The organism is Streptomyces sp. NPDC001220 (genome assembly GCF_053597895.1).
In genome coordinates this window covers 366,610-378,852 of sequence record NZ_JBSFJE010000010.1, presented here as the reverse complement: position 1 = coordinate 378,852, position 12,243 = coordinate 366,610, and the positions used below count along the sequence as shown (strand labels likewise).

Sequence of the window (12,243 nt, the reverse complement as noted above, 5' to 3'; positions counted from 1 at the left end):
GCTACCTCACCCCACACCAGGCCAGGACCCGCTACAGACAACGACTCCACCTCGCCGCATAAAACGGAAGTGTCGGACCTCAAGGGGTCACTCCAACCTTCGCCGTGCACGCCGGCCACGTGCTCGCCGAGCGGTTCCCCGACGGCCAGCTCTTCGTGAACCTGAACGGGCACACCACGAGCCGTAGCCCGGTGCAGGCGACCGAGGCCCTCGCCTCTCTCTTCGCGGCCGCCGGCGTACCGACGCAGCAGATACCCGTCGGCGACGACGTGGGGGCGATCACCGAGGCGCGGGCCGCCATGTGGCGCAGCCGGCTCGCGGGCAAGAAGGCGCTGCTCATCCTCGACAACGCTCCCAGCTACCGGCAGTTGGAGCCGCTGCTGCCCGGTGGGAGCGGCTGTCTCGTGCTGGTGACCAGTCGCAAGCGGCTGGCCGCGCACGAGGAGGTGGTGCTGCCTGTGGAGGCGCTGCCACCGGATCACGCGGTCGATCTGTTCGTACGGCTCAGTGGGCGGCCGGCGGACGCGCTCGACCGCGACGCACTTGAGGAGCTGGCTCGGCTGTGCGGGTATCTGCCCCTCGGGGTCTCGCTGCTCGCGGCACGGTTGCGGCATCACCCCTCCTGGAGTGCCGAGGACCTGCGCGAGCGGCTGGTGGCGGCCCGGCACCGGCTGGGCGAACTGCGCGCCGGTGATCGCGCGATCGCTGCGACGTTCGAGCTCTCCTACCGGGACCTCCCTCCGGAACAGCAGCACTTCTTCCGGTGGCTCGGCTTCTACCCCGGTACGGATCTCGACGTGTACGTCGGCGCCGTGCTCGGCGCGGTCTCGGTGGCGTCGCCCGCGAGCAGTTCGACGCGCTCTACGACGCCCATCTGATCGACGAACACCCCGGCAACCGTTACCGGCTGCACGACCTCCTGCGCGACTACGCCCGCGGTCTCGCTGACGAAGGAGACAGCATGGACCACGTACAGGCCGTTCAACGCGTTTGCACCTACTACCTGGCCGCTCTGACCGTCGCGAACGAGCACCTCGTCCGGGGCGGTGCGGGCGTGCCGCTTCCGCCGGACGGCGCGGCGCAGGTGGAGACCCCGGTCATGGAATCGCGCACGGACGCCCTGAGCTGGCTGGAGGTCGAGCGGCCCAACGTGCTGGCCTGCATCCACCGGGCGAACGGACTCTCCCTACACGACCTCGTGATCCGGCTGGCCGCCGCCATGGCGCCCTTTCTGCGACAGGCCGGGCCTTGGGACCAGGATGTCGCCCTCCACCGAACCGCCGCCGAGGCCGCGCGACAGACCGGCGATCAGCGGGCACTGGCCGGCGCGCTGGCCGAACTCGGCGTCGTACGGCGCTTCATGGCCGCCTACCCCGAGGCGAGCGAGGCTCTGAGCGAAGCGGTGGCGCAGTACGACGCCGTCGGCGACCGGCGTGGCAAGGCCGACGCCCTCAACCAGGCGGGCATCGTCTGGTACCTGACCGCGGACAACACCGCCTCCGCCCTCGCCCAGACCGAGGCTCTCGCCCTCTACCGGGAGGTCGGCTACCAGCACGGACAGGCCAACGCGCTCGCCGACCTCGACATGGTGCGCCGCCAGACCAGCGACTTCGACTCGGCCGTCGAGGCCCAGTCCGAAGCGCTGTCGCTCTACCGCGAGCTCGGCGACCGCTACGGGGAGGCCAACTCCCTACGGGACCTGGGGGTCGTGCACTGCCTCATGGGCGAGTACCAACTGGCCGCTCAGCGGCACCGGGAAGCCTTCGCCATCTACCAGGAGCTCGACGACCGGGTCCACCAGGCGTACGCGCTCAACGAGTTGGGGGTCGTGCGCCAGCTCACCGGTGATCTCGACGGCGCCCGGGACGCCCACACCCAGGCACTGGAGCACTACACCGAACTTGGTGAGCGCTTCGGCCGCGCGAACAGCACCCGCCATCTCGGCGTGCTGGACCGCCTGTCCGGAGACACAGCGACGGCGATCCGCATGCTGGAGGAAGCGCTTGAGGCGTACCGCGACCTCGGCAGCCGCGGCGGCGAGGCCACCTCGCTCGGTGAGCTCGGTGCTGCCCGTGGAGCCGCCGGCGACCGGGACAATGCCGTCGAGGCGTTCCGCCGGAGCCTTGAGATCCTGTGCGAGCTCGGCGATCGCAGCGGTGAGGCGGAAGTGTTCAACCACTGGGGTGCCCTGCTGCGCACGTCCGGTGATCTGGCCGACGCGCGCCGGCGCTTCGAGCAGGCCATGGGACTGGCCCGGGACATCCACTGCCCGCTGGAGGAGGCCCGGGCCTTGGAGGGGATCGGCCGCTGCGACTGGACGACCGACGGCCCCGAACGCGCAGAGGGAGTGCTGCGCCAGGCGGTCACCGTGTACCGACGGCTCGGCCTGAGCTCGCCGGCCGACGCCGTAGATCGGCTCCTTGTCTCGCAGGCGGGATAGAGGAGGTACGTGGCAAGATTCCCTGTGTTGCCGTGCGTGACAGGGCTGCTACGTTACGAGCTGATTGTTGCTTCAACCACCGCCGTCGCACCGTGCCGGTCCCTGGCACGTCCATCACGAGGAGCGTTGAATGCCGTCACGCACGTCGGTTCCCGCGCCGCACGCCACGTCTTCCGCCGGTCAGGGGACTCCTCGGGGTAACGTGGTACTGGACCGCGTCGCCGCCCGTGTCCAGCAGCGGCGGGTGGCCGAGCAGGCCACCTCGAACCGCGTCGGCGACGGTAGCCACGCGGCCTCGCTGATCTGGCCCTGGCCCCTGTGAGCGCGCTCGCTCGATGACGAAGCTCGAAGTCACCGCGCCCTTCCGGACATTCATCCTTAAGGTCGCCAACCGCTGCAACATCGACTGCGACTACTGCTTCGTCTTCAACTCCAAGGACCAGGCGGCGCACCACCTGCCCGCCCGGATGAGTCTGGACGTGGCGGGAGCCGCGGCCCGACGGATCGGTGAACACGCAACGGAGCACGGCCTGTCGGCCGTGCACGTCGTGCTGCACGGCGGGGAACCGATGCTCGCCGGGATCCGACACATGGCCGACCTGCTGGGCGCCGTTCGCGACGGGATTCCCGCCGGCACGGATGTGCGCTTCGAGCTTCAGACCAACGGGAGCACCGCCCACCCCAGCACCACGCAGCATCTGCCCAGCGAACGCGGCACCTGGCAGACCTGGCCCACCGAGGCGGCCTGGGACGTGGACATCCCGGCCTGGGCGACACGCACGACGGTCACGGTCACGCTGGCCGGACTGCGTATCGAGGGCGGCAGCATCTGGGCCGAACTCCGAACCCAGCTGGCCGGCACCGCCGGTAAGGCAACGGTGATCGAGGACAACCAGAGCGCCATCCACCGCGTACTCACCACCCTCGCCCACGCCTACCCCCTCACCTCCGCCCTGCGCGGCACCGTCCAACGCCTCACGGTGCAGACGAACCAGAGCACGAAGTCCGGCAACGGCGATCTGTACGTCGCCGAGGGCACGGCGATCGTCGCGACCGTCGACTTCGCCGAGAACCCAGAGTGAGGACGGGGCCCCGAGGATGATGCCCGACTACCGCTACATCGCCGCGAACGCCCTGACCGGCGAAATCCTGGACTGGAACCTGCCGCTGACCGGAGTCGAGTGCGGCCCCGAACTCAACGGCCCCGGCAGCCTGAACGCGACCCTCGAACCCGGACCCGCCCACGCCGCAGCCGAGCTCCTCGCCCCCGGCAACACCCTCCTCTACGTCGAACGCAACGGGAAGCTGGCCTGGGGCGGCATCGTCTGGCGAGCCGAGCCGCAGGGCCCGACGTACCCGATCGAGGCGGCCGGCTTCGGCTCCTATCCCCACCGTCGCTACGACCTCCACGGCAACCTCGACGGCCGCGGCCCCTACATCGACGCCGACCCCTGCCAGATCATCCGCGACGTCTGGGAGTACGCACAGGCACAGCCGGACGGCAACCTCGACGTCGTCGTGGACGACACGAAGTCCGAGACGACCACCGGCACCTCGAAGTCCCCCTACAGCCTGCCGAAGACCGACGCCCGCAACCTCGGCGAGGTCATCGACGCGATGGCCGACCTGGACGATGGCCCGGAATGGACCGAGACCGTCACCTGGACCGGGCGCCCCGCCGAGCACCGCATCCGCCTCGGCGCGCCCCGCCTCGGCCGCCGCCGCGAGGACATCACCTTCACCTCGGGCATCAACATCGCCAACACCCCGCAGGCCGTCCGGGACGCCGACTCCTATGCACAGACCGTCGTCGTCCTCGGCTCCGGCTCGGGCAGCAAACGCCTCCACGTCGTCGACACGGTCCGCAACGGCCGCCTGCGCCTGGAACACCTGCTGGAGACCAGCGAGAAGGACGCCACCAAGCTCGAGCAGCGCGCCCACAAGGAGCGGCTGGCCCGCCAAGCCCTCACCGACCTGACGGAACTCGACGTCCGCGACCATCCCGCCGCCCCGTTCGGCTCCTGGGCGATCGGCGACGACGTCCTCGTACGCCTCCACGAACAGCACCTCGAGTACGAGGGCTGGCACCGCATCACCGGCTGGACCCTGCGCCCACGCGACGGCGAGGAAGCCGAGCGGATCACGCTCACGCTGGAGCGCACCGCTAAGCCCGAAGACGCCGACGACGCCGAAGCGGAGGAGTAGCAACGCCGTGCCGGACACCATCAGCAAACTCGCCAAGCAACTTGCCGGGCTGGCCCGCCGGGTCCCCGCGCTGGAGCGCACTCGACGCGTCGACCCGCCAGCGTGGCGGGACCTCCCGCTCACCGGTGACACCACCGTCTTGGAAGCCGAGACCGCCCCGCAGATGCGCCTGACCGAGCAGAACACCCTGGAACTCAGCGGCCAGATCAGCGTCCCCGGCCAGAAGATCCGCGACCAAGCGGCCTTGGCCCTGCTCCCGGACGACTACCGCCCCGCGGCCCTGCGCCGCGTGGCCATCGCCTCCGACACCGAACGCCGAGTCCCGCATCTGGAGATCCACCCCGATGGCCGGATCCTGCTCCGCCTGTCCTACGGCGCCTCGGCCAAGGCCGGCCTGCTCAGCCTCGACGGCGTCACCTGCCGCCTCGACGCCCCGGAGAACGCGTGACGCACTCAGCGACCGGAGCCTCGTGAGCGGTCACGGAGCAACGCGAGTACCGATTCGAGCGCCTCGACTCGGTCGCTGTTGCTGGGAATCCCTCCACGACAGTCCTCCAAGCTGTGAACCACCCCCAACGGGACCCGGTCCACCCCCATGTCCTGCACAACCTTCCCGACCGCCCGGAACCCCCAGTACTGGCTGAAGGCAAGCGGCTCACTGACCACGGCGTTGACCAACGCACCCAGGCCAGCCGCGTCGGGCATCGCGTAAAGGCGTGCATATGTGGCCAAGCGCAGCCCGGCATCCTGGGAGGTGAGCAGGGCATCCGCATCGAAACCGCGGACAAGCTGCGTTGCCCGCACCATCCGGGTGAAGATCTGATCCATGCGGTGTGTCCTCGGCGCCCCGCTGCTCAACTCGCGCCGGACAGACGTGTATTCGGCGGCCAGCGCTTCGACCACCTCCCAGGCCGCAGTGTCGTCCGCGGTCCGGGCATCGGGGCCGCCGCCGACGAGAGCAGCGTCCGCTGTACGCTCGGCCGCCTCAAGACGACGCTCGAAGTCCCTGAACTCGAACCGGGCGCCGCCTGGCAATTCAATGCTGCGAAACAGGTCACCAAGCCACGGCACCACCGCCACCGCGAGCAGCACCACCGTGACGCTGTCAATCTTCAGACTGGGAACGATGACATGGACGACAGCAGCCCCGATCCCGGCGCACGTCATCACCATCGCGACGACACGCCGCCGCGGCCAACGAACTCCGCTGTCGTGCTCTCCTGAATCTCCCCCGCTCATGTCGGTCAGCATTCCAGAGGTCACACGCGTTTCAACAGCCATGTGGGGCCCCGTCAAGGGTCGACTCCCCGCTGAACTGATGTACAAGCACGAGCAGTTGAATCGGACCTGCAGCGGACTCCTACCAGCGCTTGGCTTGGTGACTCTGGGCAATAGACTTCGCCCCGACAGCGTGACCCTCCACCTGCACCGTGTCCTCAGGGACCGCTCCGAGGGACCGGCCCGGATAACCCGGGCATGGCCAACCGCCCTTGCGGGCACCGGGTGAAGGCGAGGCGAGGGTGGCCACTCCGCTGACCGCGGACAAGTTCATGTCCGTCCTCAAGAACGCGGGTCTCGGCGTCGTCGAACACGGCGGCTGGCGCACCCACAACCGCAACCAGCACGGCAACTGGGGCCCGGTGAACGGGGTGATGATCCACCACACCGGCGCGTACTCCTCCGAGGACGACATGGTGGAGCTGTGCCGTACCGGCTACAACGACCTCCCCGGCCCCCTTTGCCACGGCGTCATCGACCGCTCCGGCACCATCCACCTCGTCGGCTACGGCCGCACCAACCACGCCGGCATGGGCGACACCGACGTCCTGCTCGCCGTCATCGCCGAGAAGGTGAACCTCCCGTCCGACAACGAGGCCGACACTGACGGCAACCGCCACTTCTACGGTTTCGAGTGCATCAACACCGGCACCGGACAGGCATGGCCCTCCGCCCAGCTCGACGCGATGGCCCGCGCGGCGGCCGCGGTGTGCAAGGCGCACGGCTGGAACGAGCACAGCGTCATCGGCCATAAGGAGTGGCAGCCCGGCAAGATCGACCCGCACGGGATCGACATGGCCAAGTCCCGCGCCCGCGTCGCCAAGCACCTCGCGGGTAGCGGGAATTCGTCATCGTCATCCTCGTCGTCCACGAAGTCGAAGGACAGCGCGGACAAGGAGTCGGATGCCACCAAAAAGGTGCAGTCCGCCTCGAAGCCGAAGAACGACGAGCAGTCCGACTCCGCGTACGTGCCCTTTCAGGGAGCCGATTACTTCGGCGCCGGCCGCGACTCTCCACTGATCGCCGCGATGGGCAAACGCCTGGTCGCCGAGGGCTGCAACGCCTACCCCTCCGAGCCGGGCAGCACCTGGAACGCCGCGCACCGGCGCTCGTACGCCGCCTGGCAGCTCAAGCGCGGCTTCAGCGGTACGGACACAGACGGTATCCCCGGCAGGACCAGCTGGGACAAGCTCCACGTCCCGAACCCGCAGAGCGCCGAGGACGAGACGGAGAAGAAGACGATCACGCTTCCGCAGAGCCTCGCGGACACGGCCGAGCGCACGGTGATGACGTACGCCGAGTCCCTCCTCGGCCTGCTCATCGCGTCCAGGACCACGGCCCTCGTCGACCTCTCAGCGCTCGGTGCGGCGGCGGTGTCCACCATGCCGGCCGCGCTGTCCGCGCTGAAGAGCACCGCAGGAACCCTCCTCGGCCAGCACGGCACAGCCTCATGGCTCCCGTTCAAGCGCGACCCCGCTTCCTGAGCCGACCCGGCCCTCCGACGCGTCCATCCACCGCCCGATCAGCAAGGAGTCTCCGCATGCCGGAGGGAGAAATCGCTTTGGCGCTGGCCGAGTTGCGCCGCGCTCTGGAGGTGGGACTGTCCCGCATCGACGGCCAACTCGCCCTGCTCGTGCAGCGCTCGGACCAGACGGACGAGGAGATCGCCGACCTCCAGGAGCGGGTCAACTCCCTTGAGAGATCCCGCTGGCCCCTGCCGACCGTCGCCGTACTCGCGGCCGTGGCGTCGGCCGTCATCGTGCTGGTGCAGAGCCTCGGGGAATGACCGTGATCTATGTGATGTCCGACCGTGGAGCCGCCCGATGCCGCGACTCAAGGTGACGGACGGAACGAGCCGCCCCGAAAAGCCGGAACTTCCGGCTTGCCCAGGGCGGCTCGGTCAGCAGTCTGCTGTTTCGCGTGGCCGCGCTTCGTTGACACGAAGGGGAGCCCTTCAGTCGCGCAGTCTCTTGCGCGCCCACAAGAACCCGATTATCCCGCCGACAACGACCAGGTACACCGTCAGCGGACCGTCGTTCAGGATGAGTCCGGGCATGGCGATGACGGCCACGATCAGGAGCCATCCGCATCCGGCCATGCCGATGTCCGCTGAATCAGGACGGCGTCGCTCGTTGTCCACCCGTTCCCCATTCATGGCTTGCGTTTGGTCGGCAGATCATTCGAAGAGTTGGCGTGCGCAGTATCTATGTCTCCAAACGTACGCCGCTCGATCAGGTTCGACACAGCGGCTGCGAGCCGCCACCGGGGCATCACCTGAGGGCAGACAGTGGCTGGAGGCGACCTCTACGCGCAGTGGATGGTGGCCGTCTGAGAGAAGACGTTGTGGTCACCCCAGTAACCGTTGCTGTTGCGCAGCGTCGCATTGCCTATGTTGCTGCGGTACCTCCAACCGCTCGTGGTGAGCCGTGAGCACTCGAAACGCAGGATGACGGGGAAGTTCGTGCCCTGCTCGTTCGTGTAGCCCCTGACGTCCTTGGTCTTCCAGATCCCGAGCCCCTGGTACTGACGCAGTGAAGCAGCGAAGTTTCCCTTTCCCTTCTGGTCGCAGAGCATCGCAGCGTCAGCCTGGATCATCAGGTCGCCCCCGTGCCGGTACGGCTGCTTGCTCTGGGTGAGCTGGCAGTGCGGCTTGGCCCGGGCGGCGAGGAGGGGAGAGCTCGAGGCTTTGATTTCCTGCTCGTCGACGGCCGTGGCCCAACGCACGAGGGTCTCTGTGTTGTAGGTGTTCGGCGCGGCAGTGGCCGGGGCCTCCCACATCGTCAGCTCGCCCGCCTTGGACAGGGTGGTCACCCTGGTGCCCTCTTTGCCCACAGCGGTCAGCAGTTGACTCCCGTTGTGCAGCGTCGTCGTGTTCGTCTTGTCGCCTTCAGCTGAGAGGACCGACGACGGTACGTCCCCGTGGACGGTCAGACGGGTGACGTTGAGCGGGTGTTCGTAGTTCCCGTCCCCGAGACTGAACGTGAGCGTCTGACCGATCTCTTCGTACTCCTCCACGCCGGGCGCCTGGAAGACTTCCAGCCCGGTCGTACTGGTCAGCAGGTCAGTGAGCTTCTGCACGCTGGCGCCTTGGGCAGGGGCGACTTCGCCCACGGGCGCCATGGACTGAGGATCCGTGCCACCTTCCTCGGCGTACTGGGACGAGCTCACGATCTGCGGATCCTCAGTCGTGCCCGTCGCCTTTGAACCGTCGGCGGCGAGTGCGCCAGCAGCAGTACTGGCCATGACTGCGGCTGCGAGCACGGCTATGACGCCGCCCCGTGTGGCACGGCGGACAGCATTCCTTCTCAAGTTGTTTCCCCCTACGTAGACTCTGGCCGCCCGTCATCCGGCGCTGGTCAGGCGCCGACGGCATCAGCCAATCGGGGGTCAACTTATGCAATCAGTCCGCCACAGTCCACCGATTCGAACACATCGGCGTGTTGGGCCTCACAACGGCTCCTCGATCCCACCCCCGCCCCCAACGGGCCCCTCTCGACCGCCGGCCCCGGCCAGCGGTCGGGCACAACAACCACGACGTCTATGCTTGAGGCATCAAGTCATTTCCATAGTGGCCGGTGGCCGGGAGGACATCGTGACGACGAGCAAGTTTCCCTATCTGCTCGGGCACGGGGAGATCTCGTTCCTCTATGGCGTGGAGCGCCAGACCTCGCAGCTGTGGCGCACGCGCGAGGTACTGCCCGAGCCGGACTTCGTCGTCTCCGGAAACCCGTGCTGGTTCCTGCCGACCGTTCTGAGCATGGCCGAGGGCGGGGTGCGCGAGGTTGATCCGCAGCGGCTGAAGCAGTTCAAGGCGGAGCGGCGCGGATGGTTCGTCGTCGATGACGTGGACGACCTCCCACCGATCGTCGGGCTGAAGGAGATCCCCTGGATCTTCGGCAAGAAGTACGGCGACATCTACCAGTGGCGCACGCGGAACAGCCTGGCCGTTGAGGACGCCGTCGTCTCGGGCTCACCGCTGTGGCTGCTGGACACGATCCTGGCGGACGCCGAAGCCCGCGGCCGCACCGTCCTCCCGGATGCCGTCGAGCGGGTCCGCGCCGGCGAACGCGAAGGGCTCAAGCCGCGTGGCCGGCAGAAGAGCGCGACGCCCAAGCCACCACTCCCGGAGCTTCCCCCGACCCGCTCCTACAAGCCGGGCCAGGCCGGCATCGAAGAGGTCACCGCCTTCATCGAGGAGATCTGGAAGGCGGGGCTGACGGTGTCGGTGCGCGCCAAGCGGTAGACCCTGTCTGGTGCGGCGCCCTTTGGGGGACATGTGCGGCGCGTCCCCCACAAGGCAGCGCTACTTGCGGCGTACGGGCAGCGTGTGCGCGAACGCGCGTAGGACTGCCGCGCGTTCCTCGGGTGGCGTACCGCGTATGGCCAGGGCGAGGGCGGCCAGGAACGTCGTCGCGAGTACGACGACCGCCGCGAGCAGGAACCCGGGCGTTCCAGCGGCGAGTTGTATGAGGAGAGCAGGGACCGTCGTCATGGGAACCTCCGATGGCAGGCCAGAGCTGTCAGGACAACTTCCGGAGAGCCGGGAAGCCAACGGAGACGTGAGGCCGGTCGTACGAAGCGACCGGCAGGGCGCGGCAGGGTCGGTACTGCCGACTCCGCGCAGGAGTGCGTCCGCGGTTGGCCCCGGCTAGATCTCGGGGTCGTAGCAGTGAATGCGCAGGCGGGACATGGTGGACATGTCCATCACCTCCTGCGGCCGCATCCCCCTGACGGGTCCATACGGCACCGAATCGTGCCGCTCGCTCCCACCATGCCCCAGCTGGCCCGTGGTGCGCCATCGCTAACCAGCCATTGCCCCAGGGCCGTTACGTGCCACGCGGTGGCCGCCGATCGGGGCGTCCCCACACAGTGTGGCGACGGTCCCGCTCTGGCCGCCTCCGCGATCACCCTCTACAGTCTGACCTCAGCATCCGTGGAGACAGTAACTCCAACACGCGGAGGTGAGTTGTGTATCGCCAAGAGGAGCTCCCCTTGGAGGTGACGGAAGGCGAGAGGGCGGTCCGGCGGCCACACCCGTCGATCGACGAGCGCTTCGACGCCTTTCACTCCTCGCACCCTTGGCTGTTCGAGGCGCTCGAAGGGCTCATGGCCGAGTGAGTCGATGGCGGCGGCGGGCGCATCAGCATCAAGGCGCTGTTCGAGCTGCTTCGCTGGTCGTTGCGAGATTCGGCCGGTGGCGCACCCCTCCCGTTGAACAACGTGTTCACGTCCCGCTACGCACGCTTGTTGTGCCGCGAGCACCCGGAATGGGCGGACGCGCTCGAGCTCCGTCGTCTGCGCGCAACCCCCGTCAACAGCGATGAGGAACCATTGACGGTGAAAGTTTCAGTGGAATAAAGTTTTATCAATGCCATTTGATCTCCGCATACGTGGAGACAGATGTCAGACCGATTGGGGAATTCGTTGACAGGAGGGGATGTGGCCGACGTTCCGGTCACCTGGCTCGCGATCCGCGAGGACCAGGGGGCGTTCGAGGACCAGCAGTTGCGCGCGCTGCGCGCGGCGTTCCCGGATCTGGCCGAGGCCGCTCCGGCGCAGCTGGGGATCTTCTTCCACTACTGCAAGGCGTCCGGGCTCGACCCGTTCGGCCGGCAGATCTACATGATCAAACGCAAGTCGCGTGGCGAGATCCGCTGGACCATCCAGACCGGTATCGACGGGTACCGGCTGATCGCGCGCCGGGCGGCCGACCGGGCCGGACAGTCCATCGCGTACGAGGACTTCGTCTGGTACGACGCCGACGGTGGCGAGCACACCGTGTGGCTGCGTGACGAGCCCCCGGCGGCCTGCCGGGCGGTGCTGTGGCGAGGAGACTCCCGTTTTCCTGCGGTCGCGCACTGGCGTGAGTACGCGCCGAAGGTGTGGGACTACGAGGCCCAGGAGTACAAACTCGGCGGCCTGTGGCCGCAGATGCCCGCCAGCCAGCTGAGCAAGGTGGCCGAGGCGCTCGCGCTGCGGCCGCGCCTGCCCCGCCGACCTGTCCGGGCTGCACGTGGACGAGGAGATGCACGTGGCGGACGCCGCTGAGTCCCGAGAACGCGTCGAGGTCGCGGCCGCACACCTGCGCAGCACCGCCGAGCAGCCCGCTGGCGACGCACGACGGCCGACGACCAGCGACCCGGAACCGGAACCGGAGGGACCGCAGCAGAAAGTCGTGGAAGCCGAAGTCGTCGACCCTCCCGGCGAATCCGCTCCTCAACAGGCCGCCGAGGCGGGTGAGGCTGGTGAGGCGGAGGGCGCGGAGCAGTTGACGCCGCTGGAGCTGGCCCGTCAGGAGATCGCACGGACCGCCGACTAGG

16 protein-coding genes are annotated in these 12,243 nt (G+C 68.3%); 12 read left to right on the top strand and 4 right to left on the bottom strand.

The window, feature by feature from the left end:
• Positions 1-104: 104 nt before the first annotated feature.
• The 6 genes from ACWDGI_RS25405 to ACWDGI_RS25380 all read left to right on the top strand — a co-directional run bounded on the left by ACWDGI_RS25405 (position 105) and on the right by ACWDGI_RS25380 (position 5,093).
• On the top strand, positions 105-878 hold the full coding sequence (locus ACWDGI_RS25405) for an NB-ARC domain-containing protein (protein WP_450762607.1): 774 nt from the start codon (positions 105-107) through the stop codon (positions 876-878).
• An 83-nt stretch (positions 879-961) separates the two neighbouring features.
• Positions 962-2,440, top strand: coding sequence for a tetratricopeptide repeat protein (locus ACWDGI_RS25400; RefSeq protein ID WP_450762605.1), 1,479 nt, complete (start codon positions 962-964; stop codon positions 2,438-2,440).
• A 130-nt stretch (positions 2,441-2,570) separates the two neighbouring features.
• On the top strand, positions 2,571-2,762 hold the full coding sequence (haaA, locus tag ACWDGI_RS25395) for a HaaA family cyclophane-containing RiPP peptide (RefSeq protein ID WP_450762603.1): 192 nt from the start codon (positions 2,571-2,573) through the stop codon (positions 2,760-2,762).
• A 13-nt stretch (positions 2,763-2,775) separates the two neighbouring features.
• Positions 2,776-3,522, top strand: a complete 747-nt coding sequence (locus ACWDGI_RS25390) for a hypothetical protein (protein WP_450762601.1) — start codon at positions 2,776-2,778, stop codon at positions 3,520-3,522.
• A 16-nt stretch (positions 3,523-3,538) separates the two neighbouring features.
• Positions 3,539-4,645: a hypothetical protein gene (locus ACWDGI_RS25385; protein ID WP_450762599.1), complete on the top strand. Its 1,107-nt coding sequence runs from the start codon at positions 3,539-3,541 to the stop codon at positions 4,643-4,645.
• 7 nt (positions 4,646-4,652) lie between these two features.
• Positions 4,653-5,093 (top strand): hypothetical protein, encoded by a 441-nt coding sequence (locus ACWDGI_RS25380; RefSeq protein WP_450762597.1) that lies wholly within the window; start codon positions 4,653-4,655, stop codon positions 5,091-5,093.
• A gap of 5 nt (positions 5,094-5,098) precedes the next feature.
• Here the strand turns inward: ACWDGI_RS25380 and ACWDGI_RS25375 are convergent, their stop codons facing one another.
• A complete protein-coding gene (locus ACWDGI_RS25375; RefSeq protein WP_450762595.1) occupies positions 5,099-5,926 on the bottom strand; it encodes a hypothetical protein in 828 nt (275 codons plus the stop codon).
• A gap of 239 nt (positions 5,927-6,165) precedes the next feature.
• Between ACWDGI_RS25375 and ACWDGI_RS25370 the strand changes: the two genes are divergently transcribed.
• Together ACWDGI_RS25370 and ACWDGI_RS25365 are read left to right on the top strand one after the other, a co-directional pair.
• Positions 6,166-7,407 (top strand): peptidoglycan-binding protein, encoded by a 1,242-nt coding sequence (locus ACWDGI_RS25370; protein WP_450762593.1) that lies wholly within the window; start codon positions 6,166-6,168, stop codon positions 7,405-7,407.
• A gap of 56 nt (positions 7,408-7,463) precedes the next feature.
• Positions 7,464-7,709 carry a hypothetical protein gene (locus ACWDGI_RS25365; protein ID WP_450762591.1) on the top strand — a complete coding sequence of 82 codons (246 nt, stop codon included), beginning with the start codon at positions 7,464-7,466 and terminating at the stop codon, positions 7,707-7,709.
• A 168-nt stretch (positions 7,710-7,877) separates the two neighbouring features.
• Here the strand turns inward: ACWDGI_RS25365 and ACWDGI_RS25360 are convergent, their stop codons facing one another.
• The gene (locus tag ACWDGI_RS25360) at positions 7,878-8,063 is read right to left on the bottom strand and encodes a hypothetical protein (RefSeq protein WP_450762589.1); all 186 of its coding nucleotides are present in this window, start codon (positions 8,061-8,063) and stop codon (positions 7,878-7,880) included.
• Positions 8,064-8,227: 164 nt separating this feature from the next.
• Positions 8,228-9,184 (bottom strand): hypothetical protein, encoded by a 957-nt coding sequence (locus ACWDGI_RS25355; protein WP_450762587.1) that lies wholly within the window; start codon positions 9,182-9,184, stop codon positions 8,228-8,230.
• Positions 9,185-9,515: 331 nt separating this feature from the next.
• On the opposite strand from ACWDGI_RS25355, the gene ACWDGI_RS25350 reads away from it, so the two are divergent.
• Entirely contained in the window at positions 9,516-10,166 is a 651-nt protein-coding gene (locus ACWDGI_RS25350) for a hypothetical protein (protein WP_450762585.1), read from the top strand.
• 60 nt (positions 10,167-10,226) lie between these two features.
• On the opposite strand, the gene ACWDGI_RS25345 is transcribed toward ACWDGI_RS25350, so the two are convergent.
• The gene (locus ACWDGI_RS25345; RefSeq protein WP_450762583.1) at positions 10,227-10,415 is read right to left on the bottom strand and encodes a hypothetical protein; all 189 of its coding nucleotides are present in this window, start codon (positions 10,413-10,415) and stop codon (positions 10,227-10,229) included.
• 500 nt (positions 10,416-10,915) lie between these two features.
• On the opposite strand from ACWDGI_RS25345, the gene ACWDGI_RS25340 reads away from it, so the two are divergent.
• The 3 genes from ACWDGI_RS25340 to ACWDGI_RS25330 all read left to right on the top strand — a co-directional run bounded on the left by ACWDGI_RS25340 (position 10,916) and on the right by ACWDGI_RS25330 (position 12,242).
• The gene (locus ACWDGI_RS25340; RefSeq protein WP_450762581.1) at positions 10,916-11,041 is read left to right on the top strand and encodes a hypothetical protein; all 126 of its coding nucleotides are present in this window, start codon (positions 10,916-10,918) and stop codon (positions 11,039-11,041) included.
• A gap of 321 nt (positions 11,042-11,362) precedes the next feature.
• Positions 11,363-11,971, top strand: coding sequence for a recombinase RecT (locus tag ACWDGI_RS25335; RefSeq protein ID WP_450762579.1), 609 nt, complete (start codon positions 11,363-11,365; stop codon positions 11,969-11,971).
• Positions 11,955-12,242: a hypothetical protein gene (locus tag ACWDGI_RS25330; protein WP_450762577.1), complete on the top strand. Its 288-nt coding sequence runs from the start codon at positions 11,955-11,957 to the stop codon at positions 12,240-12,242. The genes ACWDGI_RS25335 and ACWDGI_RS25330 overlap by 17 nt, the downstream gene beginning before the upstream one ends.
• Position 12,243 lies beyond the last annotated feature (1 nt).

What these genes read in the sequence shown, in the direction of transcription:
- ACWDGI_RS25375 (WP_450762595.1), bottom strand. Translation starts at nt 5,926, where the DNA reads ATGGCTGTTGAAACGCGTGTGACCTCTGGAATGCTGACCGACATGAGC.
- ACWDGI_RS25345 (WP_450762583.1), bottom strand. Translation starts at nt 10,415, where the DNA reads ATGACGACGGTCCCTGCTCTCCTCATACAACTCGCCGCTGGAACGCCC.
- ACWDGI_RS25385 (WP_450762599.1), top strand. Translation starts at nt 3,539, where the DNA reads ATGATGCCCGACTACCGCTACATCGCCGCGAACGCCCTGACCGGCGAA.
- haaA (WP_450762603.1), top strand. Translation starts at nt 2,571, where the DNA reads ATGCCGTCACGCACGTCGGTTCCCGCGCCGCACGCCACGTCTTCCGCC.
- ACWDGI_RS25390 (WP_450762601.1), top strand. Translation starts at nt 2,776, where the DNA reads ATGACGAAGCTCGAAGTCACCGCGCCCTTCCGGACATTCATCCTTAAG.
- ACWDGI_RS25400 (WP_450762605.1), top strand. Translation starts at nt 962, where the DNA reads ATGGACCACGTACAGGCCGTTCAACGCGTTTGCACCTACTACCTGGCC.
- ACWDGI_RS25365 (WP_450762591.1), top strand. Translation starts at nt 7,464, where the DNA reads ATGCCGGAGGGAGAAATCGCTTTGGCGCTGGCCGAGTTGCGCCGCGCT.